The sequence below is a fragment of the Solitalea agri genome (assembly GCF_023914155.1).
Lineage (GTDB): Bacteria > Bacteroidota > Bacteroidia > Sphingobacteriales > Sphingobacteriaceae > Solitalea > Solitalea agri.
In genome coordinates, this window is record NZ_JAMWYS010000024.1 from 59,305 (window position 1) to 85,136 (window position 25,832).

24 protein-coding genes are annotated in these 25,832 nt (G+C 37.8%); 12 read left to right on the forward strand and 12 right to left on the reverse strand.

All coding sequences use genetic code 11. The features are described from left to right. Positions 1-8 precede the first annotated feature (8 nt). Complete coding sequence (locus NF867_RS04900) at positions 9-1,874, forward strand: glycoside hydrolase family 35 protein (RefSeq protein WP_252586482.1); 1,866 nt, start codon at positions 9-11, stop codon at positions 1,872-1,874. Between the two features lie 31 nt (positions 1,875-1,905). Here NF867_RS04900 and NF867_RS04905 read toward each other — a convergent pair whose 3' ends face one another. After that, entirely contained in the window at positions 1,906-2,400 is a 495-nt protein-coding gene (locus tag NF867_RS04905) for a copper resistance protein NlpE (protein ID WP_252586483.1), read from the reverse strand. A gap of 372 nt (positions 2,401-2,772) precedes the next feature. Here NF867_RS04905 and NF867_RS04910 point away from each other — a divergent pair, with 372 nt between their 5' ends. Beyond that, the gene (locus NF867_RS04910) at positions 2,773-3,288 is read left to right on the forward strand and encodes a hypothetical protein (RefSeq protein ID WP_252586484.1); all 516 of its coding nucleotides are present in this window, start codon (positions 2,773-2,775) and stop codon (positions 3,286-3,288) included. A gap of 98 nt (positions 3,289-3,386) precedes the next feature. Here NF867_RS04910 and NF867_RS04915 read toward each other — a convergent pair whose 3' ends face one another. The 3 genes from NF867_RS04915 to NF867_RS04925 form a co-directional block, all read right to left on the reverse strand. Then, positions 3,387-6,008: a valine--tRNA ligase gene (locus NF867_RS04915; RefSeq protein ID WP_252586485.1), complete on the reverse strand. Its 2,622-nt coding sequence runs from the start codon at positions 6,006-6,008 to the stop codon at positions 3,387-3,389. A gap of 64 nt (positions 6,009-6,072) precedes the next feature. Continuing rightward, complete coding sequence (locus tag NF867_RS04920) at positions 6,073-6,912, reverse strand: GIY-YIG nuclease family protein (RefSeq protein ID WP_252586486.1); 840 nt, start codon at positions 6,910-6,912, stop codon at positions 6,073-6,075. Between the two features lie 14 nt (positions 6,913-6,926). After that, complete coding sequence (locus NF867_RS04925) at positions 6,927-7,472, reverse strand: GNAT family N-acetyltransferase (protein ID WP_252586487.1); 546 nt, start codon at positions 7,470-7,472, stop codon at positions 6,927-6,929. Between the two features lie 101 nt (positions 7,473-7,573). Between NF867_RS04925 and mnmC2 the strand changes: the two genes are divergently transcribed. Beyond that, entirely contained in the window at positions 7,574-8,260 is a 687-nt protein-coding gene (gene mnmC2 / locus NF867_RS04930; RefSeq protein WP_252586488.1) for a tRNA (5-methylaminomethyl-2-thiouridine)(34)-methyltransferase MnmC2, read from the forward strand. Positions 8,261-8,363: 103 nt separating this feature from the next. On the opposite strand, the gene NF867_RS04935 is transcribed toward mnmC2, so the two are convergent. The 3 genes from NF867_RS04935 to NF867_RS04945 all read right to left on the reverse strand — a co-directional run bounded on the left by NF867_RS04935 (position 8,364) and on the right by NF867_RS04945 (position 10,685). Beyond that, complete coding sequence (locus NF867_RS04935; protein ID WP_252586489.1) at positions 8,364-9,488, reverse strand: IS481 family transposase; 1,125 nt, start codon at positions 9,486-9,488, stop codon at positions 8,364-8,366. Between the two features lie 98 nt (positions 9,489-9,586). Then, the gene (locus NF867_RS04940; RefSeq protein ID WP_252586490.1) at positions 9,587-10,009 is read right to left on the reverse strand and encodes a four helix bundle protein; all 423 of its coding nucleotides are present in this window, start codon (positions 10,007-10,009) and stop codon (positions 9,587-9,589) included. A gap of 64 nt (positions 10,010-10,073) precedes the next feature. Further along, positions 10,074-10,685 (reverse strand): N-acetyltransferase, encoded by a 612-nt coding sequence (locus NF867_RS04945; RefSeq protein WP_252586491.1) that lies wholly within the window; start codon positions 10,683-10,685, stop codon positions 10,074-10,076. A gap of 215 nt (positions 10,686-10,900) precedes the next feature. Between NF867_RS04945 and NF867_RS04950 the strand changes: the two genes are divergently transcribed. From NF867_RS04950 to NF867_RS04970, 5 genes are all read left to right on the forward strand, one after another. Beyond that, a complete protein-coding gene (locus tag NF867_RS04950; protein ID WP_252586492.1) occupies positions 10,901-11,062 on the forward strand; it encodes a hypothetical protein in 162 nt (53 codons plus the stop codon). 669 nt (positions 11,063-11,731) lie between these two features. Continuing rightward, on the forward strand, positions 11,732-12,529 hold the full coding sequence (mazG, locus tag NF867_RS04955) for a nucleoside triphosphate pyrophosphohydrolase (protein ID WP_252586493.1): 798 nt from the start codon (positions 11,732-11,734) through the stop codon (positions 12,527-12,529). 36 nt (positions 12,530-12,565) lie between these two features. Next, entirely contained in the window at positions 12,566-13,153 is a 588-nt protein-coding gene (locus tag NF867_RS04960) for a DUF4202 domain-containing protein (RefSeq protein ID WP_252586494.1), read from the forward strand. A gap of 93 nt (positions 13,154-13,246) precedes the next feature. Further along, the gene (locus tag NF867_RS04965) at positions 13,247-14,314 is read left to right on the forward strand and encodes a proline iminopeptidase-family hydrolase (protein ID WP_252586495.1); all 1,068 of its coding nucleotides are present in this window, start codon (positions 13,247-13,249) and stop codon (positions 14,312-14,314) included. 97 nt (positions 14,315-14,411) lie between these two features. Then, the gene (locus tag NF867_RS04970) at positions 14,412-16,481 is read left to right on the forward strand and encodes a S9 family peptidase (protein WP_252586496.1); all 2,070 of its coding nucleotides are present in this window, start codon (positions 14,412-14,414) and stop codon (positions 16,479-16,481) included. A gap of 34 nt (positions 16,482-16,515) precedes the next feature. On the opposite strand, the gene NF867_RS04975 is transcribed toward NF867_RS04970, so the two are convergent. Then, complete coding sequence (locus NF867_RS04975) at positions 16,516-17,655, reverse strand: hypothetical protein (protein WP_252586497.1); 1,140 nt, start codon at positions 17,653-17,655, stop codon at positions 16,516-16,518. Positions 17,656-17,745: 90 nt separating this feature from the next. Continuing rightward, entirely contained in the window at positions 17,746-18,963 is a 1,218-nt protein-coding gene (locus NF867_RS04980) for an ABC transporter permease (protein WP_252586498.1), read from the reverse strand. A 102-nt stretch (positions 18,964-19,065) separates the two neighbouring features. Between NF867_RS04980 and NF867_RS04985 the strand changes: the two genes are divergently transcribed. Further along, on the forward strand, positions 19,066-20,268 hold the full coding sequence (locus NF867_RS04985; protein WP_252586499.1) for an exo-beta-N-acetylmuramidase NamZ family protein: 1,203 nt from the start codon (positions 19,066-19,068) through the stop codon (positions 20,266-20,268). Beyond that, positions 20,268-20,660: an SMU1112c/YaeR family gloxylase I-like metalloprotein gene (gene gloA2, locus NF867_RS04990; protein ID WP_252586500.1), complete on the forward strand. Its 393-nt coding sequence runs from the start codon at positions 20,268-20,270 to the stop codon at positions 20,658-20,660. The genes NF867_RS04985 and gloA2 overlap by 1 nt, the downstream gene beginning before the upstream one ends. Positions 20,661-20,732: 72 nt before the next feature. Here gloA2 and NF867_RS04995 read toward each other — a convergent pair whose 3' ends face one another. Next, a complete protein-coding gene (locus tag NF867_RS04995) occupies positions 20,733-21,560 on the reverse strand; it encodes a hypothetical protein (RefSeq protein WP_252586501.1) in 828 nt (275 codons plus the stop codon). Positions 21,561-21,772: 212 nt separating this feature from the next. Here NF867_RS04995 and fmt point away from each other — a divergent pair, with 212 nt between their 5' ends. Beyond that, positions 21,773-22,705, forward strand: a complete 933-nt coding sequence (gene fmt, locus NF867_RS05000; protein ID WP_252586502.1) for a methionyl-tRNA formyltransferase — start codon at positions 21,773-21,775, stop codon at positions 22,703-22,705. A gap of 49 nt (positions 22,706-22,754) precedes the next feature. Here the strand turns inward: fmt and NF867_RS05005 are convergent, their stop codons facing one another. Then, positions 22,755-24,329, reverse strand: coding sequence for a glycosyltransferase family 39 protein (locus tag NF867_RS05005; protein WP_252586503.1), 1,575 nt, complete (start codon positions 24,327-24,329; stop codon positions 22,755-22,757). Between the two features lie 86 nt (positions 24,330-24,415). Here NF867_RS05005 and NF867_RS05010 point away from each other — a divergent pair, with 86 nt between their 5' ends. Continuing rightward, positions 24,416-24,973: a hypothetical protein gene (locus NF867_RS05010; protein ID WP_252586504.1), complete on the forward strand. Its 558-nt coding sequence runs from the start codon at positions 24,416-24,418 to the stop codon at positions 24,971-24,973. Between the two features lie 6 nt (positions 24,974-24,979). On the opposite strand, the gene NF867_RS05015 is transcribed toward NF867_RS05010, so the two are convergent. Further along, the gene (locus tag NF867_RS05015; protein WP_252586505.1) at positions 24,980-25,822 is read right to left on the reverse strand and encodes an aminotransferase class IV; all 843 of its coding nucleotides are present in this window, start codon (positions 25,820-25,822) and stop codon (positions 24,980-24,982) included. Positions 25,823-25,832 lie beyond the last annotated feature (10 nt).

Genomic DNA, 25,832 nt, shown 5'->3' on the forward strand with positions numbered 1-25,832 from the left:
AACAGGTGATGAAGAAGGTCTTATTAACGTTATTATTCTCTGTGATTTGTATGCAGTTGTTTGCTCAAAAACCTAAGCATACTTTTAAAATTGAACAGGGTGAATTTGTTTACGATGGAAAACCAATTCAAATACATTCGGGTGAAATGCATTTTGCACGAGTACCTCATGAATATTGGCGTCACCGGTTAAAAATGATGAAAGCAATGGGCTTAAATGCCGTTGCCTCTTATGTATTTTGGAATTACCACGAGGTTGCTCCTGGTGTTTGGGACTTTAAAACAGAAAACAGAAACATTTCTGAATTCATAAAAATTGCCGGAGAGGAAGGTTTAATGGTTATTCTTCGTCCGGGACCATATGCTTGTGCAGAATGGGAGTATGGTGGTTACCCATGGTTTTTACAGAATGTTGAAGGCTTGGAGGTTCGAAGAAACAATCCGAAGTTTTTAGCAGCTTGTAACGAATATATAAAGCATTTAGCAGCCGAAGTAAAAGGTCTTCAAATTACTAAAGGCGGACCAATTATTATGGTTCAAGCAGAAAATGAATTCGGATCCTATGTTGCTCAACGCAAAGATATTCCGCTGGCTGAGCACAAGGTTTATAGCGCAGCCATTAAAAAACAATTACTTGATGCAGGTTTTGATGTTCCATTATTTACATCTGATGGCAGCTGGCTGTTTGAAGGTGGCTCTATTGAAAACTGTTTACCAACCGCCAATGGTGAGGATGATGTAGAAAAGCTAAAATCGGTGGTTAACCAATATAATGGTAACAAAGGCCCATATATGGTGGCCGAGTTTTATCCAGGTTGGTTAGATCATTGGGCAGAGCCATTTCCAAAGGTTGCAACCGAAGATGTGGTTGCCCAAACTGAAAAATATCTTAACAATAAAGTCTCTTTCAACTATTACATGGTTCATGGCGGTACTAACTTCGGATATACCTCGGGTGCCAATTATGATAAGAACCACGACATTCAGCCTGATATGACCAGCTATGATTACGACGCCCCGATTAGTGAGGCTGGCTGGGTTACACCTAAATACACGGCATTGCGTGAGCTTCTGAAGAAAAATGTCAGCTATAAAATTCCGGAAATACCTGCTCAAAATCCGGTAATTGAAATTCCGGAGATTAAGCTAAGTAAGTCATTTGCTTTACTCGACTTAATGAACTCGATTGAACCTGTGTCAAATGATAAACCTTTAACATTTGAGCAGCTTAACCAGGGCCATGGTTTCGTGCTGTACAGTCGCAAGTTTAACCAACCTATTTCGGGTAAACTTGAACTAAATGGGTTAAGAGATTACGCTTTAGTTTATGTGAACGGCGAAAAAGTAGCCGAACTAAACCGCTACTATAAAAACTACTCTTGCGAGATCGATGTTCCGTTTAATGCAACGGTTGACATTTTAGTAGAAAACTTTGGACGCATTAACTACGGAGCGAAGATCACTGAAAATAACAAAGGCATTATCAGTCCTGTGTTGATTAATGGAACCGAAATTACCGGCAAGTGGAAAATGTATAAAATGCCTCTTGAAAGTGAAAAAGAGTTCGCCAAACTAAAAGCCGCTCCTGCTAAAACACAACCTCAAGTATTACAGGGTAAATTTACCCTCAATGAAACTGGCGATACCTTTTTAGATATGGAAAACTGGGGTAAAGGAATTGTGTTTGTGAATGGTCATCATTTGGGCCGATATTGGAATGTTGGACCACAACAGACCTTGTACGTACCGGGTTGCTGGCTTAAAAAAGGTGAAAACGAGATTACCATTGTTGAATTGAACGATGTACCTTCAACCACTATAAAAGCTGTAAAGGTACCTGTACTCGAAAACCTAAAGCCAATAATCAAACCTTAATATAATGAGAAGCCGGGTTATCCCGGCTTTTTTATTGTTTATGAAGTGTATAGTTCAAGTTTGATTTGATAATTTTTCGCTCTCGGTCGAGCATTGTTAACTCATTACCTTTATTGGAAAACTGAACGAAATAACGCTCATTGCCTTGCTTATCGTAATCAATAACATACAAGGAAGCATCTCTATCTATTTCGAATCCCTTTTCAGTATTATAATTACCGGTTGATATAAACTTCTTTCCATCGCCCTTACCTAAATAAGTTTCTTTTAATGCATAGGTATTATCCTGAAATAGTTCTAATTCTGTTTTAATCCCCTCACAATCGGCGCAAGGTAACACCCCTGAATAAGTGGCTAATAAAGTCTTTCCAGTGTTTGAAATGGTTGCATCTGAAGAATCTACATCGAGCGAATCCGCTGCCGCTGCTATGCTGTCGGCTGCTTTTTCTGCCGCTTTTTCCTTTTGATTCGACTGGCATCCTGCTAAGATCAATGCTGTTGAGAGAATAAAAAAATATTTGTTCATGGCTTTCAGTTTTAAACTTGATAAAAGGTAACAATAAAGATGTAAATAAAAGCTTTACGTTTTACCAAATAAAACAACTGTTTTAATGGGAATGAAGAGACACCACCAAACATTCTACTTATATCAGGCTTGGGTGAAGTTATCAGCCAAAATCATGTAAAATTTTCAACGAATTATTGTAGCCCCATTAATACAAACACACCTTTTTGATACAATACTCACCATCAGTTTGATACATAAATAAACAACTGAACAACAGCCATCTACATAAATTTATCCTTATCAAAACAAACTATTTGAATAACCAAACTAAACGACAACAGTGCTTAAAAATTATTAGGCAATTGTTTACAACACTAAAACTACTAAATCATGAAAAAGGAATTTATCTCTCTAGCTGCCGGTTGTGTATTTACACTTTTTACGGCGGGAACTGCTTTAGCTCAGGTACAACTTCCTGAAATTACTGTTACCGAAAGTGCTAAAAGCAACATTTCAAACACAAAGGTTACTTCTTCTTTTGAAAACTCATTTAAAAACGTGAGCCATGTAAAATGGTATGAATCCGGAAATCGCTACCTGGTAAATTTTATGACTGAAGATCTAAGAAATCATGTTTTATATACCAAAAAGGGACAAATGATTTACCATATCATTTATGGATTTGAAAAAAACCTCCCTTCTGACCTATTATCACAAGTAAAAGGTCAATACAAAGCCTATTCTGTTATCAGAGCTATTAATGTGAAACAAGGGGGTGCAAATGTATGGATGGTAAATTTGGAAAACGCTAAAGGCTACGTAATGTTACGAATGGCTGATGGTGATATGAATGAAGTAAGAACGCTGAAGAAAACCATGCCTTCTGAAGTGCGAGCTTCATTATAAGCTAAATCCAGAGTTTTTCGAAAGGTGGGAAATAACTATAGTTAAATTAAAAGGTCCTTGAATTGTTCAAGGACCTTTTTTGATAAGATTATTTATACTTATGCTAATGTAGCAAGACTCTCTTCCAAAGCCTTCATTTTGGCTTCAGCGTCGGCCTTTTTATTGCGTTCGTTTTGTATGATCTCTGGTTTTGCATTTTGTACAAAACGCTCATTGTTTAATTTAGTATCTACTGATTTTAAGAACCCTTTCAGGTAATCAATTTCTTTGGTTATGCGCTCGCGTTCAGCATCCACATCAATATTTGAACCTAAGTCAACGAAGAATTCATCGGTCCCAACATGGAATCCTGTTCCCGCTACTTTTTCAGTAACAAAATCAACAGATGACGCATTGGCCATTTTGGTAATTAAACTTGTATACGATTGATAATGAATGTCACTGTTTATCTTAATTGCCAGTGGTAATGCTTCTTTAGGACTTATCTGTTTTGAGTTACGAATATTACGCATTTGCGAAATCACGTTTAATACAGCATCCATTGATTTCAAAGCTTTTGCATCAGTAGGAACTGATTTAGGATAATGCGAAACAATAATACAGTCCATTTCAGAACGTTCAGCGATCTCGTGCCATAACTCTTCCGACAAGAATGGCATAAACGGATGAACCAGCTTTAAGATGCGCTCAAAAATTTCAATTGTCGCATCGTAGGTCTCCCGATCAATAGGCTGTCCGTAAACTGGCTTGATCATTTCCAGATACCATGCGCAGAAATCATCCCAAACCAATTTATAGGTACTCATCAATGCATCTGATAAACGGAAAGCATTAAAATGCTCTTCAATTTCAGCCAGTGAAGCATTGAACTTGTTTTCGAACCATGCAATGGCAATTTCATTATTGTCATCACCACCTTCTTTGATTTCCCAGCCTTTTACCAAACGGAAAGCGTTCCATATTTTATTGGCAAAATTTCTTCCTTGCTCACAATAAGCTTCGTCGAACATCAAATCATTACCTGCTGGCGATGATAACAACATGCCTACACGCACTCCATCAGCTCCGTATTTCTCAATTAAATCTAAAGGATCAGGTGAATTACCTAATGATTTAGACATTTTACGACCCAGTTTATCGCGAACGATACCCGTTAAGTAAACGTTTTTGAAAGGAACTTCTCCTTTAAACTCTTTTCCGGCCATGATCATACGAGCAACCCAGAAGAATAAGATTTCTGGCGCCGTAACTAAGTCATTGGTTGGGTAATAATATTGAAGGTCGGCATTACCGGCACTTTCTGGGTTACCAAACACTGAAGGGTCAAATACCGAAATTGGCCATAACCATGATGAGAACCAAGTATCCACCACGTCTTCATCCTGAGCAATACCCGCAATTGATTGATTGGCTTTTTTGAATTCCTCAACAGCTTCTTCAAGCGTTTTAGCTACTACGAATTCTCCGTTTTCATTATACCAGGCCGGAATACGTTGTCCCCACCATAACTGGCGAGAGATACACCAATCCTTAACGTTCTCCATCCAATGACGATAAGTATTGATGAACTTATCAGGAATTAATTGAACCTCGCCATTTAATACCACTTCAAGAGCAGGCTGAGCCAACTCGCTCATTTTACAAAACCATTGTAATGAAAGTTTAGGCTCAATTACAGCATCAGTACGCTCCGAGAAACCTACCTGACTTTTGTAATCTTCCACTTTCTCCAACTGACCGGCTTCTTCAAGTTGTTTGGAAATTTTCTTACGAGCAATGAAACGGTCTTCTCCTATTAAAATTTCGGCTTTTTCATTGAGTGTTCCGTCATCATTTAAAATATCAATAACAGGAAGCTTATGTTTTACTCCTAGCTCATAATCGTTCAAATCGTGAGCTGGGGTTACTTTCAAACAGCCTGTCCCAAACTCCATATCAACGTATTCATCTAAAATGATCGGAATTTCACGATTGATCAATGGTACAAACACTTTTTTACCATGTAAGTGGTTAAAGCGCTCATCGTTAGGGTTGATACAAACAGCCGTATCGGCCATAATCGTTTCAGGACGAGTAGTGGCAATCATTACATAACCATCTTCGCCCGAAACTTTGTATTTGATATAATATAGCTTCTGATTTACTTCTTTACGGATTACCTCTTCGTCAGATACGGCAGTTTTGCCTTGCGGATCCCAGTTCACCATGCGTACACCACGATATACCCATCCTTTTTTGTATAAATGAATGAATGTATCAATAACTGCTTCTGATAAAGGAGCATCCATCGTAAAACTTGTACGGTCCCAGTCACATGAAGCACCCAGTTTCTTCAATTGGTCGAGGATAATACCTCCGTATTTCTCTTTCCATTCCCAAGCATATTTCAAAAACTCTTCACGAGAAAGGTCCTTTTTGTTTATGCCTTGTTCTTTTAACATAGCAACCACTTTCGCTTCGGTAGCAATGGAAGCATGATCGGTACCCGGAACCCAGCAGGCATTTTTATTTTGCATACGAGCTCTGCGCACCAACACATCCTGAATGGTATTGTTCAGCATGTGCCCCATGTGCAATACCCCGGTAACGTTAGGTGGAGGAATTACAATGGTATAAGGCTCACGCTCATCAGGAACAGATTTAAAAAACTTCTTCTCTAACCAGTAGCTGTACCACTTATCTTCAGTTTCGCGTGGATTGTATGTTTTTGATATTGACATTATTTGTAAATACGGAGATTATTAAAAATGAAGCGCAAAAATAGGAAATTCATCCTATAAATAATTATTTATACCTGTCTTGTAAGAAATGGACAATCTTTTCAAAATATATCAGTAATCCAAAAAATAAAGAATAAACCACAACTGTAATTAATATAGAAAGAAGATTGACTTTTCTCCTAAAAGCCCTTTCTTCTCCTAAAGCCATAACTTTTGACTTTTCTTTTATAACATTTGGAAATTCTTCAACTTGAGATTTATCAACTTTATTACTACTTGTATTTGTTTCCCCTTTGGCTATTTTATTTTTTCCACTAACAGGAACAGTTTTAAATATACTATTTGGAAAATAATCTCCCCAAGTTAAAACTATTGAATCCAATGCATCTTCTGCTATATTTCTTTCACATTGAAACAGTTCATAACAAACCTGTTTCTTACCAGATTTATAATATGAGTATTCATTACATGAATAATTAGCTAATTTTTTATGTAACTCAACTTCTAATCGACCCGCATTTCCAACACTTACATAATGAACAATTTTCCAATCCTTCATTCCACCGTATTCAGTATCATTTAAAGATTTCTCTCTTTTAACAATATTCTTAGCAAACCCAACTTTTAGAAGTTTGGAAATTTGAGATATAGCTATATAAACATGTGCATCCATGTAATGTCTTTTATAGTAAGCTATTCTTGATGTATCACACTGAATACAGTGCCCAGACCTTGTTCTTAAGAAATGTCCATTTTTACATTTTGTACCCAGTAGAAAATATTTATCCAGAGACTTCATTTCCAATTTACATTCATTCAAATTATGCTCTGTTCCATCAAATACCATTGAAATCGGAATTTGATTGGATTCTAAAAACTTCTTTTGCTCATTGCTCAAATTCATAAATACCATATAAATTATTGGGAAAGGGAGGTAAGGCTTTCAAACTCCTCCCGACTCAGTACCCACCTATTTACCGGCTGTTCGAAATTGATAAACCCTGGTACTGTAATGTATTCCTTCTCAAATTTGAAGCCGACCTTTTTTAATGTTTTATTCGGAGCTTGATTCAAAGCATATGGTTCGCAATACAAATTTTTCAGTTGAAGATTTTGAAAAAAATAAGGGAGCCCCAATTTCACCAATTCTGTACCAGCACCTATCGTGCGGTTAGCAACATCCCAAAAATGAAGATGCATATATGCCTCCTCTCCAAAAACAATTTTGTTCACATTCGAGTGGCCTACAGGTTTTCCATCTACCTCCCAGATCAAACAATAAGATTTCTTCTCTTGAAAACTTTGATTCAACTGTTCCGACAGCATTTCAACCCATTGCTCTTTAGTTGGCAACTTATTAACCTCCACTCCCATTCCAACCAGATACTCATCCTTAGCCATTGTCCAGTAATTAACAATCAGCTCAATATCATTTATTGTAAGCTCTCTAATCGAAAGTTTCATCTTATCCATGGGTTAAAAATAATAAACCTTATCATATTCATTGGCAGGTGGTCAGTCAACTTTTTTTGCCTTAATTTCGCAGGATAATTCAATTCATTTCCATGAAGTTTAGCAATGTTCAGCTCTTAAAGACCGCCGATGGCAGTTACACCCTATTACAACAAGACTTGATGCAAACCTACCATTCGGTAAACGGGGCATTACAGGAAGCCAAGCATGTTTTCTTAGAAACTGGACTTATGTATCTCTTATGGATGAATGAAATGACTGAAGTGAGCATCCTGGAAGTTGGCTTTGGCACTGGTTTAAACTTTTTGGTAACTGCTGATTACTGCGAACAACACAACCTAAAGTTAAATTATGTGGGAGTTGAGGCCTACCCAGTTAAACCAGAAATTATTCAGCAAATTGAGTTCGACAAGCAAATTTCAAATCAACACCTATGGCAATCGTATGTAAACAACTATCAACAATTAATTACCGGCAATAGCATCCGAATTTCAGATTTTGTAACACTGCAAATGGAACAAAAAAAGGTAATGGAAGCACAACCTAACACCCATTTTGATATCATTTATTACGATGCTTTTGCGCCTCTTATCCAACCCGAAATGTGGTCGGCTGAAACAATTGCGTACGTTACCTCTTTTTTAAAACCAGGCGGATTATTTGTCACCTATAGTATCACCGGCAACCTGAAACGCATTTTAAAATCATTGGGCTTTACCATCGAAAAACCTAAAGGAGCAGCAGGAAAAAGGGAAATGCTGAGAGCTAAGAAAAGTTAGAGTTTAAAAGTACGAAGTTAAAAGTGGTTTAAGTGTAATAGCCACTACTTGATCTGACAGTTGACCGGTTATAAAAATTGTCAGATTGAATCTTTTAATATAACTAATAATCATCAAAATCACCCGACGCAGTTTCCGGCTTACGCTCCCCATTGTTGCTTAAGGTCGCATAAGCCGAAAACTGGTCTTGGTTCAACTGTTCCAATAGTTTTTCCTTGGCTAGTGGTACGCTGTCAATAAACGTTTGCAATGGCGTTTTTCCAAAGCAGTATTTTCCACTGTGAGTTCGGTTGGTGTTGTATTCCAACATCCATCTATCCAAGTCTAGTTGTAATTCCTGAATACTCCGATAGACCTTCTTTCGAAATGCAATTGCATAGAACTCGTCTTGAATTGTACGGTGAAAACGTTCGCAAATACCATTGGTCTGAGGGCTTTTGGCTTTAGTCTTACTATGATCGATATCCTCAATTGCTAAATAAAGTTGATATTCATGCTGTTCCCTCACTCCACAATACTCGGTGCCCCGGTCAGTAAGTATTCGAAGTAATCGTAAATCATGTTGCTCATAGAAAGGCACTACCTGATCGTTTAACAGTTCTGCCGCCACCAGTGCATTTTTACGATCATATAATTTGGTAAAGGCTACTTTAGCATAGGTGTCGATAAACGTTTGTTGATAGATATGGCCCACACCTTTAATATTGCCTACATAATAGGTGTCTTGGGCGCCTAAATAGCCAGGATGAAAGGTTTCAATCTCTCCATGTGCTTTTTTCTCTTCCTTGGCTTTCTCCAGGGCTACCAGTTGTGCTTCTGTTAAGACAAGGCCTTCTTGAGCAGATTTGGCTTCCAAAGCTTTTAAGCGCAGCTTAAACGTTTGCAAATCATGCCGTAACCAAATACTTCTAACTCCACCCGGTGAAATAATAATCGTCTGCTTTCTTAATTCATTCGACACCCGCAACTGGCCCAAGGCGGGTTGGTCTATAGCCATTTTTACTACGGCCTGCTCGATGTGTTCTTCAACGCGATTTTTTAATACAGGCTTTCTTCGGGAGATTTCCTGAAGTGCCAATTCACCACCTTGTTCATATAACTCTTTGAATCGATAAAAGCTATCGCGGGAATAACCCATCACTTTACAGGCTTGCGATACATTACCTAAATGCTGAGCAAGTTCTAGTATGCCCAACTTGTTTTTGATAATCTTCTCTTGAGTTGTCATAATCTTAAGTTACTTTTAAGTTATTAACTTATCGTAACTGTCAGATTAAGTTTTGACTATCTCAGTTTAAGGGCCGTGTACTTATTACTTTGTACTTCTTACTTTGTATTTCTTACCTTATCCATGTTTCTTTTAGCTGAATTTATCGCCGTAACGAATATAGCGGTGAGTTCGGATGCTTCTTTCTTTAGGTTTCCTATTAATTGAGGTTTTACAATTTCCGATTCTTCCAAAAGCTCTAACCAAAATTGACATTCATCACTTTCTTCCTCCACAATTTTCAACTTATTAATAAAGTCCTTTGTTGATTTTGCCCGACAGGCAGCTCTGTAATTAGCCCCAACGGATGTAGCAGATCTCAATAATTGATTACCTAAGGCTTTAGCAGCCATTGTATTAGGTAAATAGTTGACCAACTTAATCACCCTTAAACCAAATTTCTTGGTTCTCAATTTTAAATCGATATTGTTTTCCATGGTAGAGATGAAAATCAATATACCAATTTCCGTGTCTAGGTTCATGTACTTTGTACTTTGTACTTTGTACTTTGTACTTTGTACTTTGTACTTTGTACTTTATTTAACTCTAAAATCCCAACTCTAAACTCAATATAAACTTCCTAAACGGTTCATCCCCCTCACCAAGACTATACAGTTGTTGATAAATTGCCTTTACTACCTGCTTTAATTCTTTGAGATCTAAATCAATGGCAGGAATGGTCATGATCAGCATTTCTTTTGGCTCTCCACCCTCTAAATCAGGAAGATAATAAATCACATCTTTGATAGTGTTGGCCCCATATTTTTCGTAGAACCTGATTCTTTTAAGTCGTTGTTCCGTGTTTTCACCAAAATCAGGGTGTTCTACTTCAAACAACAGGTTTTCATTTTGAGATGTAGTCCAATTCATAATAAATTCCATGAAATTGCCACCAATGCCCGTGCCTCTGAAAGGAGCGGCAGTTGCCAAAAAATCAAGCAAAATAAACCTTGTGCTGGCAAGCTTCCACAGCAAAGCCATTAGGCCTACTTTATCATCTTGTTTGCCAATTATCAAACGTTCGGCACCCGAATTAATCCTGTCTTTGATAATAGCAATTGAAGGGCGTTCATGTGCCGGAAAGGCTTCAATATAAATCTCCATTGCCCCTTCAAAATCAAGGCATTCCGTATCGGTTAGTTCATAAAAAGAAAGCATGATTATAAGATGATTATAAACACAGGTCCGCTTAAAGATTTTTAATCGCTTTGCAAAATTATGCTTATGCGGACAACAGTCAAAATCTCAATAGTTTGCAATTATGATATAATAAAAAACAATAGTTTGCATTTTTAAAAAACTATAAAATAAAATTTTGAAAAAATATCAAACTATTTATATTTGTATTATTAAATCAAGCATCATAAACTAGCATGGAAAAGTCCCCTTTTGAAATTGAAAACAGCCGTTTTTTTCATCAATTATTACTTCAATTACCGGTGTTCTATTTTCAGGGCCAATACTTTTGCTTTGATGACATCAGAGATATTCCTCGTGAAAACGGAAGCTATCACTTAGCTGATCCGGAAGAATAGACGGAAGTTAGATTTTTGATTTACGATTTTAGAAGTAAAAAAAAACGAACCACCGAGCTACTATTTCTAAAATCTAAAATCCCTCACTCTAAAGTTTATTTAATCACGGAGTAACACGGAAATTCAACGTTAGTCTCCCAGCTTTCTTCTAAAATCTAAAACCACCATTCTAAAATTTATTTAATCACAGAGTTGCACTAAGTTTCACAGTCACTCTTACATCTGAAATCCCCATTCAAAACTTGTACTTTGTACTTCTTACTTTGTACTTTTTAATTTACCAACCTCCACTTTGCATTTCTAAAATCTAAAATCCCCATTCTAAAATTTATTTAACCACAGAGTTGCACTAAGTTTCACAGTCACTCTTACATCTGAAATCCCCATTCAAAACTTGTACTTTGTACTTCTTACTTTGTACTTTTTAATTTACCAACCTCCACTTTGCATTTCTAAAATCTAAAATCACCTATTCTAAAATGTACTTTGTCCTTCTTACTTTGTACTTTATTAACCATAGAGTTGTACTAAGTTTCACAGTCAGTCTTAAATCTAAAATCACCCATTCCAAAATCGCACTTTAAAATCCAAAATCCCCCAATCTAAAATTGCACTTCTTACTTTATACTTCTTACTTTGTACTTCTAACTTTTCTTTTAACCTTATTCTATGCTCGACGATCGCAAAATCACTACTCATAACCCACAGGATGCTTTCCAACGATTACTTACTATTATGGACGACCTTCGTGCCGGTTGCCCCTGGGATATGAAACAAACACATGAAAGCTTGCGCCATTTAACCATTGAAGAGGTTTATGAATTGGCTGATGCCATTTTAGACAAGGACATGGAAGAGGTAAAGAAAGAATTGGGTGATATTATGTTGCACCTGGTTTTTTACGCTAAGATTGCTTCCGAAACCAATGATTTTACCATTACCGATGTTTTAAACGGAATTTGCGACAAAATCATTTCTCGTCATCCCCATATTTATGGAGACGTTACTGTACAAGATGAAGCCGAAGTGAAACGTAACTGGGAACAACTTAAGCTTAAAGAAGGTAATAAATCAGTTTTAGAAGGTGTACCTGTTTCATTACCTGCATTGGTGAAAGCATCTCGTATTCAGGAAAAGGCACGAGGTGTTGGTTTCGATTGGGAAGAAAAGCATCAGGTTTGGGAAAAGGTAGAGGAAGAAATGGCCGAATTCAGGGCTGAGTTTAATGAAGATAAACCCATCGACAAAGAAAAAGCCGAAGCTGAATTTGGAGACCTCTTATTTTCATTGATCAACTATGCCCGCTTTTTGGATATTAATGCCGAAGATGCATTGGAAAAAACTAACAAAAAATTCATTAAACGCTTTCAATACCTCGAAAGCAAAGCAAGAGAAAACGGGCAAAACCTGAAAGATATGTCGCTTGCCGAAATGGATGTGTATTGGAATGAAGCTAAGAAATTGTAATATTAGCTTAGCGAATTCAACCTATTATTAACCACTATGACTTCACCTGAAAAACTTACACAGGCATTTGCTGCTTTCGATGCTTATAATGCTAACGATCCGAATAAAGAAACTTTTGAAGGTAAGGAATACCCAAAGGAAGTTCTTTATGCAATTCGAATGACTGAGCAATTAAACAAATACGAACCTAATGCTCCCGATTATGTTCAATTAGCCGCCCGTTGCCAGCACATCGGCCGTTGGGAAAGCCCAAGAAATAGCTTTCCAATGGATCGAAAAGGATATTTAATGTGGAGAACCCAATTATATACCCACCATGCAACAATTGCAGCAAAGCTATTGACCGATTGTGGCTTCGATAATGAAACGATTGAAAAGGTTAAGTTTCTTTTGCAGAAAAAACAATTAGCACAAAATCCGGATACGCAGCTTTTGGAAGATGTCATCTGCCTTGTTTTTGTTCACTATTACCTCGACCATTTTGCTGCTGAACATGAGGACGAAAAAATTGTCGAGATTCTGCAGAAAACCATCCGTAAAATGACACCCAAAGCAGTACAAGCCACTTTGCAGATTCCTATGACCGACAAAGTAAGGGAATTAATTATGAAAGCAGCCGGCTAAAAAAGTCTTCGGCGAATAACCGCTATTCACATTTATAGGTATTGACTGGTAGTTGAAAACCGTTATCTTTAAGCAAATCAATGCCTGTATCTTATGAAAATAATTAGACTTTCTATTCTAATTCTACTTGCCTGTACCGCTATTTTCATTATTTCCTGCAATGGAAATAAAAGTAATACTGAAATTCTGGAAACTGCTAATAATAACTATTTCAACAATGCAGATACAGGAGTACAAACCGGCGGTGTAAAAATCATTCCTATCCAAACCCCTAAAGGCAAGTTCAATATCTGGACGAAAACCATTGGCAACAATCCAAAGATCAAAGTTCTACTCTTAAATGGCGGCCCTGGCGCAACCCATGAATATTTTGAATGTTTCGAAAGCTTCTTCCCTAAAGAGGGTATCGAGTTTATTTATTATGACCAATTAGGCTGTGGAAATTCGGATAATCCAAATGATACAAGCATGTGGGATTTACCAAGATATGTTGAGGAAGTTGAACAAGTAAGAACAGCTTTGAATCTTAATAAGGATAACTTTTACTTGCTTGGCCATTCATGGGGAGGAATTTTGGCTATGGAATACGCCCTGAAATATCAGCAAAACTTAAAAGGATTGGTGATTTCGAATATGATGTCGAGTATTCCTGATTATGTAAAATATGCCGAAAATGTGCTATCAAAGCAAATGGATCCAAAAGTTTTAGATTCTATTAAAGCACTTGAAGAAAAAGGCGCTTTTGAAGATCCTAAATACATGGAATTGCTGATGCCAAATTTTTATGCCGTTCACATCTGTCGCATTCCACTAGATAAATGGCCGGAGCCCATGAACAGATCATTTGGTAAAATGAATCGTTCATTATACGTAACCATGCAAGGTCCGAGTGAGTTTGGCGCTTCAGGCAAACTAATAAATTGGGACAGAAAGGCTGAACTTAAAACGCTAACGGTGCCAACACTGGTTATCGGAGCCAAATATGATACAATGGATCCTGATCACATGAAATGGATGTCGACCCAAGTACAAAACGGCAGCTTTTTATTATGCCCTAACGGGGGACATATGTGCATGTATGATGATCAGAAAGTTTACCTGAATGGCTTGATCAAGTTCATTAAGGAGTCGGCTGAAGGAAAGAAAAAGGTTGATTTATAATGATATTATTAAGAATGACTAAAGTTGTTACAAAGGGGTGCTCATTTAAAAAGCACCTCTTTTTTATTTTGCGCTCTTCAACACAAAGAAAAATTATATGAAGAAAGGATTACTTGTAATTGCATTACTGGTTTGTGCAAGCTTTGGCTATGCCCAAACTAAAAAAGCCATTACCCATGAAGACCTTTGGCTGATGAAACGGGTGGGAGCCCCTATTGTTAGCCCGAATGGGAAATGGGTCGTATTCAATGTTACAGATGCCGCTTACGATGAAAAGGACCAATCGTCAGACCTGTGGATCGTTCCATCTGATGCCAGCGCTAAGCCACGCAAACTCACTTCTAGCAAAGGAGGCGAATCGGGCTATGTTTGGAGTCCTGATGGCAGTAAGATCGCTTTTACAGCAAAGCGTGATGGAGATGAGGTAGCCCAGATCTATATTATCAATATAAAGGAAGGTGGAGAAGCACAACGTTTCACCAGTTTAACAACAGGAGCATCATCACCAAACTGGAGCCCTAATGGAAAGCAATTATTATTTACCAGTAAGGTTTATGCCGAAGCATTAACCGACTCGGCAAACAAAAAGATAGCGGACGATAAGAAAAAGCTTAAATACAAGGCAAGGGTTTATACTTCGTTTCCAGTTCGGAACTGGGACCAATGGGTTGATGACAAACAAACTCACTTGTTTATACAATCGACTGACACCGATGCAAAAGCCAAGGACCTTTTAGCCGGAACCCAGTTTATTAAGTCACCTGGATTTAACTTTGGAGGTTCAGCTCAATGGACACCTGATGGCAATGCTATTGTGTTTGCAGCGACCACCAACCAAAACGGAGCTGCTTATGAAGATGTTTATTCGAACTTTTATAAAATCAACACAACCGGAGGCGAACCCACTCAATTGACAAGCTCAAAAGACGAAGTAAGCAATCCTACCTTCAGTCCGGATGGAAAATACCTTTATTGCATTTACACCAACTCAATAACTACCAGTGGTAAAGTATATAACCTGCCACGTATTGCCCGATACAACTGGCCATCAATGCAGGGTTTTACATCAATCACTTCAAACCTTGATAATCCGGTAAGTTCATTTGAAGTATCAGGCGATGGAAAAACAATTTATCTAAATGCAGAAGATCAGGGTCAGCAAAAACTATTTACTGTTTCTTCAAATGGAGGCAAGGTAAACTTACTTATAAACAACCCACGAGGCTGTTATAATGGTTTAAGTATTTCTACGGAAGGCAAAGAAACTGTAGTGGTTGCTTCATATGAAAATGCATCAATGCCGGCCGAAATTGTTAAAGTGCCCTTAAAAGGCACGGCACACCAACAGCTGAGCTTTTTCAACACAGCTAAAGTGGCGAACTTGGATATGCCTGAAATTAAAACCGTTTGGATTACCAGCAGCAGAGGTAAAAAGATTCACAGCCTGATGATTTTGCCGGCAGGATTCGATGCGGCTAAAAAGTATCCATTGTTTGTAGTTATTCATGGTGGCCCTGCAAGTGCCTGGATGGATAATTTTGGCTACCGTTGGAACTATCATTTGCTTGCGCAACCAGGGTATGTATTGTTGCTGACTAATTATACCGGTTCAACAGGTTTTGGTGAGAAATTCGGACAAGAAATTGACGGTGATCCGTTTAAAGGACCCGGCGATGAAATTAACGAGGCAGCTGCCTATGCTGTTCAAAACTATTCGTTTATTGACGGGACTCGCCAGGCCGCGGGAGGCGCTAGTTATGGAGGTCATTTAGCTAACTGGCTCGAGGCAACAACAACACACTATAAATGCCTGATCAGCCATGCCGGTTTGGTAAATAGCGAATCTCAGTGGGGCACAAGTGATGCTATTTATCATCGAGAAATTGGAGCCGGAGGCCCTCCGTGGTCACAAAACGAAGTATGGAAATCACAAAACCCGATTCGTTACGCTGCCCATTTTAAAACACCTATTTTGGTAACTGTGGGAGAACAAGACTTCCGCGTACCACTGAATAACTCGCTTGAAAACTGGTCGGTATTACAACGTATGAAAGTACCTTCGAAACTAATCGTTTTCCCCGAAGAGAATCACTGGATCTTAAAAGGCGAAAACAGCAAGTTCTTTTATCAGCAGGTACATGAGTGGTTAAAAACCTATTTACAATAAAAACGAAAGGCACCTAAAAGGTGCCTTTTTAATATCATTTACCAACAGAAGGTTTCTCTTTCAGTTTTTGATAATAACTTTCAACCTGGCTTAATATTACCTTTTCGGGGTCAAGCTCTTTAAATTTGCTTAACAAACTATCAATCTCTTCGGGACCTTCGCCAGTCTTATTATAATCATCAATTTTTTCCAGAATAATGGTAGCCAGCACATTCTCTCTGACGCCTTTGGTGTATTCTTTTTTTGCCAGATCAAATAGCTCGGTATAGGAGGCCATTTTAGGATTAATATTAAGTACCTCATCGAAATCACCAGCACGTAGATTAATATATTCTCTAAAAAACTTACGATAGCTGTCAATCATAAGGTAAACATCAAACTGGTTAGTTGCTATAGGTTCAAACTGACGGTAAAAATGGACGTTAACATCCGACCAAGGCAGGCCTAACTCATGTGTGATCAGAATATTTTGTGAAGGATACTTAAGCAATGACAAGGCTTCAGAGTATTGATTACTTACTCCATCCAATGCCTCAAAAAACCTTACAGAATAGTCGCCATCCACATCAATAGTTCGAAGAGATTGAACAGCAAACTTTCTTTTGGCGGAAAAATAAGCAGTAACAGTATCGGTAAATTCACCCTCATACAAAAGCACACTTTGAGTAAAGCCCTTGTTGTATTTGTTGATGTTTTTATTCAAAGAGAGGTAGTCCAGTTGCCGGTTTTCCAAAGGCTTGATGATTGTAAAATCCCTTTCACTAAACGGAAACTTTCTTTCTCTTTCGATTATAAAATTATTGACAATAGATCCGCAATTGTAATACTGCAGGGTATTAAGAAGACCTTTCTTAACATCACCAGTTAGGTAAAGACTATAATAGGGAAAAATGAATCCTTTAATATTTGTGTTCAGCCAACTGGTTTCGTTGCTGATACTTAGCAAGAGCATTCGACCATCCTTCACATTTCGAATGGTATCTTCAAATGAACCATCATCATGCAGGCAAATACTGTCAAGAATGCCTTCCTGCCCTAAATAGCCAACCCTGTTAATAATCAGGAACGCTCCTGGTTTTGTGTTCTCAAATTTCCCAGAGAAAATGACATTTTGTTGTCCAAAAGCGGTAACAGAAAATAGCAGCAGAAAAAAAAGAAGTCCAGACCTACTCATAATCAAGGAAAGCTTATCTTCCTATTACGACAACTTTGTAGTAAAGGTTCCACAAATTGTGCATTAATTTGAATACTAGCTCCCCAATTATTACTTAAAACGCAATGCCTTAACAGGGGTAATGCGGGTAATGAGCATTGATGGTACTAAAAGCATCAACATGCAAACGATCAGTGTTCCGATATTCAACACCCCAACCGTAACCCAGTTAATTTCAACCGGCACAAACTTCATATAATAGGATTGCTGATCGAGGGAAATAACGCGGAACTTTTGTTGAATCAGGCAGAATCCAATGCCTAATACATTACCTATCAGCATTCCACGAAGAATAAGGTAAGAGGCTTTGTAAAGAAATATTTTGCGAATACCCCAACTTGTATAACCAAGCGCCTTTAGTAGGCCGATCATGTTGGTACGCTCCAGGATAAGTATCAACAAGGCCGAAATCATATTTATTCCGGCAACAAGCAGCATTAATACCAAAATAACGATGGCATTTACATCCAGAAGTGCTAACCAATCGAATATGGCCGGAAAACGTTCCCGTGCTGAATAAGCAGCCAGGTCTTCGCCAGCATTTTCAAAAATATACTTTGAAAGCGAATCTATTTTCCTGTAGTCATTAACTGCCAGTTCATACCCTCCCACTTCGCCATTCTTCCAGTCGTTTAGGCGCTGCACTACTTTTATATCTCCCAACACATACATTTTGTCGAGCTCTTCAATACCCAAATCAAAAATGCCGGCGATCTTGAATTTCCTTCTTCTTAATGGTTCCTGCACAAAATACATCAGGATATTATCACCAGTTTTCACCTTCAATCTATCAGCGGTAAACTTAGATAATAATACCTCATTGGTAATACTGTCGTTGTTGAGCCTAAGCATATTCCCCTCCACCATTTTATCAGCATAAAACTTCCAGTTAAAATCAGTTCCAACGCCTTTTAAAACAACCCCTTCAATCTCTCCATTCGTTGAAATAATACCAGTTTTGGTAGCGAATGATTGAACATGGGTAATTTCAGGAGTATTTTTTATTGATTGCCTGGCTTTATCATTAAGCCTGATCGCATTATTTTCTAATGATGTACTTAAGTCGTACTTAACTAATTGAATAGCTCCGGCAAAACCTATTATCTTATCACGAATTTCGGCTTTAAACCCGGTAACAATGGCAAAAGAAGCGATCATCACGGCCACCCCCAATGCAATACCAGTAATAGCAACCTGCACAATTACTTTAGAAAAAGTGCGTTGTGATGATGAAGAAATACGTTTTGCAATAAACAGTTCAGTGTTCAATATTTTTATGCATTTTTAGAGGTGCTACAAAGGTGTATGATTTTTCGAAAAATCGAATACCCTGATCAAACAATTTTAAACCAAACTATTATTTAAATCTTTATGAGAAGAGTTTTTCTATTGTTCTTTTTCTGCTTAACACTTTGTTCAACAATTGGTTACAGCCAACTTGTCATACCATTATCAAAAAAACCTCAAAAAATAATTACCGGAGCTGAGCGCACTGCCAGCTATGTCCCCTATCTAAAAAATAAAACGATTGCCATGGTGGTGAACCAAACATCAACCATTGGCACAACACACCTTGTTGACAGCTTACAGTCTATCGGTATTAAAATTAAGGCTGTTTTTGCCCCAGAACATGGATTCAGAGGTGATGCAGATGCAGGCGAAAAAGTAGATAATTCGATCGATAAAAAAACCGGACTGAACATCGTTTCACTTTATGGCAAACATTATAAACCTTATCCCGAGGATCTGAAAGATGTTGATCTGGTCATTTTTGATATTCAGGATGTTGGAGTTCGATTCTATACCTACATTTCAACTTTGCATTATGTTATGGAGGCTTGCGCTGAGAACAATGTGGAAGTGATGATTTTAGATCGCCCTAATCCCAACGGCTTTTACGTTGACGGGCCGATTCTCGATCCGAAGTTTAAATCATTTGTGGGTATGCATCCTGTTCCTGTTGTTCATGGAATGACCATTGGCGAATACGCGAAGATGATCAATGGCGAAAAATGGCTAAAAGACGGCATGCAATGCAAATTAAAGGTGATTTCAATGGAAAACTGGAATCATTCGAAGCAATACACTTTACCTATTAAGCCATCTCCGAATTTGCCGAATAATCAATCTATATACTTATATCCAAGCATCTGTTTTTTTGAGGGAACTGAGATTAGCCTTGCCAGAGGAACGTTATTTCCATTTCAGGCATTTGGCGCTCCAGAGTTGAGCAATCAACCTTTTTCGTTTATTCCTAAAAGCATTCCGGGTATGAGCAAAAATCCGCCTCAAGAAAACAAGGTATGTTACGGTGTGGATCTAAGAAACTTCGATTGTTCTGTCTTCACTAAAACTAAACGTTTAAATCTTCAGTGGCTTTTAGACATGTACAAGGCCTATCCTGAAAAAGACAAATTTTTCTTAAAAACCTTGTTTATCGACAAACTTGCCGGCACAGACCAGTTACGTAAACAGATTATTGAAGGCAAAACAGAAGCGGAGATTCGCAAAAGTTGGGAACCAGCTTTATCGAATTACAAACAGATGCGTAAAAAATATTTGATTTATAAATAATGCCGAAACTTAAAGCTGTTCATCATATAGCCATCATTTGTTCAGATTATGAACGATCGAAAAACTTTTATACTTCGGTTTTAGGTTTATCAATCGTTAAAGAAACCTATCGTGAAGAGCGCCAATCCTATAAACTGGACCTGGGGCTGAATGGCCATTATGTTATTGAACTATTCTCGTTCCCAGATCCTCCACCACCACGTCCTTCTTTTCCGGAAGCCTGTGGACTACGGCATTTGGCTTTTGAGGTAGATGATGTAAGAGCGGCAAAAGAAGAGTTAGAGCAAAAAGGTGTCAAGGTTGAAGAGATCAGGGTGGATGTAATAACCGGAAAACAGTTTGTTTTTTTTAGCGACCCGGATGGTTTACCACTGGAGTTTTATGAAAAATAATTTATTCAGAATAAATCAGAAATAAAAACGGAGCTTTAGTCATAAGCTCCGTTTTTGATATGAAAAACTGCACTATTTACAGGTATAGACATATTTAGTCACATCGGATACACCGTTGCTGGTGGTTGTTTGCTTAGTGATTTGCTTATCGCTATTGGTCTCATAGACATAATCTGTCACAGATGATACACCACTAGATGTTGATGTTACTTTTTTGATCAAATTCTTACTTCCTTTTCCCAAAAAGAATTCGGAAAAGTCGCCAATATTTCTGGTTTCATTCTTATCGGTGTAATATTCATAGGTATCGGTGGTAACAAACTGAACCGGGCTGCCTTCAGCTTCAATTGTCATTTTCATGGTGGTTAAGTTTCCGTTGGTATAGGTAAAATCGGTAGTAATTGTAGAGTTAAATGGCCCTGGATTTTGTGGGTCTGTACTGGTTTCTGTTCCTGTCGTTACAGATTTAATAATATGCCCATCGCTATCGTACTGAAAAGTTGTACTTATTATCGAGGTCATGGTAAACCCACCATCATCTTGCGTAGTGGTTCCATCAAGCTTGGTAGCTCGGTTATTACCGTCAAGGGTGTAGGTAAATTCACTTTCTTTTACATTAGCCTGGGTATAACTGGTAACTACCACCTTTCCGGCACTGTAGGCAATATTTTCATAACCGTCAGGGGTACCACCCGTATATTCCTGAATTTTTACAGGACGGTTTTGCGAATCATACTCATAATCTATCTGTTTAACATTCGCGTCATCCGTTTCACTTGAAATAACGCAAGAGGTATTTCCCGGATTTGGGTTTGGATTATCATCATTATTGTTGCAAGAGCCGAAAGTTAATAGCAAAGTAACAACTAAGGCGGAGAGTGTAATTTTAGAAGTTTTCATATTGATTTGTGAGTGTTAGGTTTTAATTAATTGGATTTCGATCAATTTAAAGATACCAAAATTAACATTCATCCATTCGTATAATTAAGCATAAATACCTAATATTCAACTAATTAAACAAGTAATAATACTTAACAACGACAATGAATTATACTTAATTGATACATAAAGTGTGTGCTTAAACTTTACCTTTGCAACTCATTTAGTTTAATATGAAGATCGTTTTTATGGGCACACCTGAGTTTGCAGTGGCCTCCTTAGATATTTTAGTAAGCAATAATTATGATGTAGCTGCTGTAGTTACTGTACCAGATAAGCCGGCTGGCCGGGGACAGCAACTATCAGAATCAGCTGTGAAAAAATATGCTGTCGAAAAAGGCATAAAAGTACTTCAGCCCGAAAAACTGCGAAACCCTGACTTTATCGCCGAACTGCAATCATTAAATGCAGATTTATTTATTGTGGTCGCGTTTAGAATGTTGCCTGAAGTTGTTTGGACAATGCCATCTAAAGGGACATTCAACCTTCACGGTTCGCTATTGCCACAATACCGGGGCGCTGCACCTATTAATTGGGCAGTGATTAACGGTGACCATGAAACAGGTGTAACTACTTTCTTTTTAAAACACGAGATCGACACGGGCAATATTATTTTTAACGTTCATACTCCAATAACAGATCAGGATAATGCTGGGACCATTCATGATAGATTGATGGAAATTGGCGCTGAACTGGTATTAAAAACAGTAAAAGCCATTGAAAACAATGAGGTGATTGCCAAAACGCAGGATGATGTTATTGCCGAGCTAGGTCTTCAACCTTCGGATTTACGCCATGCACCTAAGATTTTTAAAGACGATTGTAAGATTGACTGGAATCAGTCAACTGAAAAGATTTTTAACCTTATTCGTGGGCTTAGCCCATACCCAACAGCTTTTACTGAATTAAACGGTTTAGGGTTGAAAATATTTAAGGTTGAAAAGGAATTGGAAAACCATGGTAAAACGCCTGGAGAAGTTGTTTCTGACGGCAAGAAATTCCTGAAATTTACCACCGACGATGGTTATATTAATGTTTTAGAACTGCAATTGCAGGGTAAGAAAAGAATGACAACAGAAGACTTTTTAAGAGGATATAAACTCTAACTTACAATTGAAAACGCCGGAAAGTTCAGTTCCGGCGTTTTTTATTCGCTTAATTCTCTGCTAAAAAGGCTCTTTCTTGTTTAACGGCCCCTTTCACAAGCTCATCAATATTATCAACCGGCTGCTGTAGCAGGTAAACTCCTGTTCCTCTTTCACGGGAATAGATATTAGTCATGGCTCCGGTTTGTTTAACCGAATGAAATAGTTTGAATGCACCTGCATCATTATTTCGTACCCAATCAACATAAATCATTGTTTTAAACCTAAGCTCAGCAGGCGTCCATAACATAAAGCTGGCATCCAAGCTTTGCACCTCGGGCAAATTCAGATTTAATCGTTTATTATAGTATTGAACAGCACCGGCAAAACCATAGTTATCACAGAATATTATCGTTTGCTTCTGTTCTTCTGGTGAAAGTGAATGATATGTTTCAGCTACTTTTTTAGCGATCTCCTCCCAGCCGAACATATCAGCATAATCCTGCGGTAAATCATGAATTTTTCCATCCTCCCAACGCCATGGCCCATCAATACCTTTGGCAACCATTTTCTTACCGAAAGCAATCATTTTTGTTGTTGGCAGGTAAGGAATACAAATTGGAAGAATTAAATACAATAGAACAACAGGTACGAGAATAAATGCAGGTCTAAACCAATAACTTACTTTTCCGATCAACCATTGCTCAATTTGAACTGCTCCAGCAGCCAATAAAACCGGGTAAACACCCAAGGTATAATAACTTTTACCGCTTGAAATCATCAGAATAAAGACCACAAAAAAAGCAGTTAGCCCTATAATACGATAGTTTGCTAATGTTTTAGAAAACAATAAGGCGCCCAAACCAATAATCCATATTGGCAAAACAGTAAGGTTCATTATCAATTGGTCCTTTAAAAAGTCACCCCAATTAACATTTATCAACTGCGTTTCGCGTAGTTCTTTCATGTGGTGCACAACCGGGAAATTATAATTGTATTGCCATAGCAGGTTAGGCAGGAAAATAATAAAGGCAATAGCCGTAGCGATCCAAAACCAACGATTGATGAACAACTTTCGTTCATTCGTTAAAGCCAGGCCAATTAAAAGTGAAACAATGAAGAAAGCCGATGAGTACTTTGTCATCATACCTAAGCCAAAGGCGATTCCCAGAAAGATCAAGTTTTTTGCAGATCGATGGTTTAAATAACGAAAGATCAAATAAGAGTAAATGGTCCAGAAGAAAAGCTCAACAATTACCGGCATAAATAAAATACTTACTCTTACAAATGCTGAAGAAAAGAGTATTACACAGCATCCCAGCACTTCGGCGTATTTTTTCCCTCCCATTTCACGAGCCATTAAGCCTCCAAGGGCCACTATCCCTGCCCCAAATAATGTCGGAAATAATCGAACTGCTGTGATTGAGCTCCCAAACAAACTCTTGGTTAAAAAAGCTAAAAAAGGTACCAATGGAGGAACTTCCAAGTATCCCCAGGCCATATGATCTCCTTCAGCCAGATAGAGATACTCATCTCTGTGAAGTTCATAATTTGAAGAAGTAAAAAAAAGCTGAGTAAATTTTACAAGAAAAAAGAAGATGATTATGGCATTCTGATTTAGCCATGATTGTTTTCTATCGGTCATTGTGTAGTGTTGTATTTTACCGAAAGATATTACTTTCTTTTTATTAAGAACCAATAAATGGGTAACTTAAAAGAAACGTTTACATCATGAAAAAATACCTCATACTGCTTTCTTTATTAGGTTTTTTCATCACATTTTTTCAATTGCACCAATTATCGCAAAACTTTAACCTGCGGGAACAATGCTCTGCAAACGCTCTCTTTATTAATTTTTCAATGCTACAGGTTCAGACAACTGAAAACCCAGCCGAATTTATCAAGTTAAAAGATTGCATGACTCCACAGGCCTTGGATAGTGTTATTGAAAGCCTGCGTATCGATTATTTTTTCATGCCATTTTGTTATGGATATATTATTCTGGGCTGTCACGGAGCTTCATTACTAGCCGGAAAGTTCTTGAAACGTTTCTTTTCATTGCTGATAACATTTCCTGCAGCTGCCTGGATATTCGATCTGGTTGAAAACATCTATCATGAAAAATGGCTAACCAATTTTCCGATCGACGAAAAGGTATTTGAAGTGGTTCATTATTTAATATTAGCAAAATTCGCATTAGCTCTTTTCGCCTTTATTGTCAGCATCACCTATCTTATATTCAAGAGCTTAAGCATTATTAAACGAAAGAAGGTCATGTGGCAGGACTAAAGTGTTTTAAATAGAAAACCGATTTAACATATCGGTAAGCATTTTTGAGTAACTGTTAAAAAAACGCTTCTCCTGATAACCCACCACCCAGCGAATGCCCTGTGTGGCATTGGTTAAAAAGATTTCATCAGCATCGCGCAATGCTTCCGGTTTAATCTTTACCTCATGCATTTTTAAGCCTGTATGTAATGCCATTTCAAGCATCACCCTACGCATTACTCCTGCAACACACCCCTCGGTTAGTGCCGGCGTATAAAACTCGCCGTTCTTTACTAAAAACAAATTAGAGCTGATTCCTTCAACCAAATAGCCTTCATCATTCAATAAGATTACATCATCAACCCCGGTTTGTTGCTTCTGAATTGCCGCTAAAATATAAGGTAAACTATTGCTTGTTTTTAATCCTGAAAGCTGGTTATAATTTTTTCGAACGCCACTGAATAAGTCAATGATCACCCCTTTTTTGTTAGTTTCATAAGCCGACTCCTCCATTTTTTGCATTTCGATTATAAAAGCTCCTTGGTTGGTTTCTGGTGTATAAAGACCCTCTCCTTCCCTGAAAACAGAAATACGAATACGGGCATTATCAAATAGCTTATTACTTTTAGCCAACTGATGAACCTGTTGGTTTAAAAAATCGGCAGTAAAAGTTTTATAGTTCGAAAACATGAGCTGCTTCATCCCATACTGCAAGCGTTCAGTATGAAAACTTAAAAACTTAAGCTCGCCCTTAATCATTCTAATGCTTTCAAAAAGGCCGTCTCCGTATCGGAAAGCGCGGTTTTTTGTTGTGAATAAAGGTTGTTGTTCAGGGATAATTTCCCCCTTAAAATTTATGAATTGAGTCATTTAATTATAG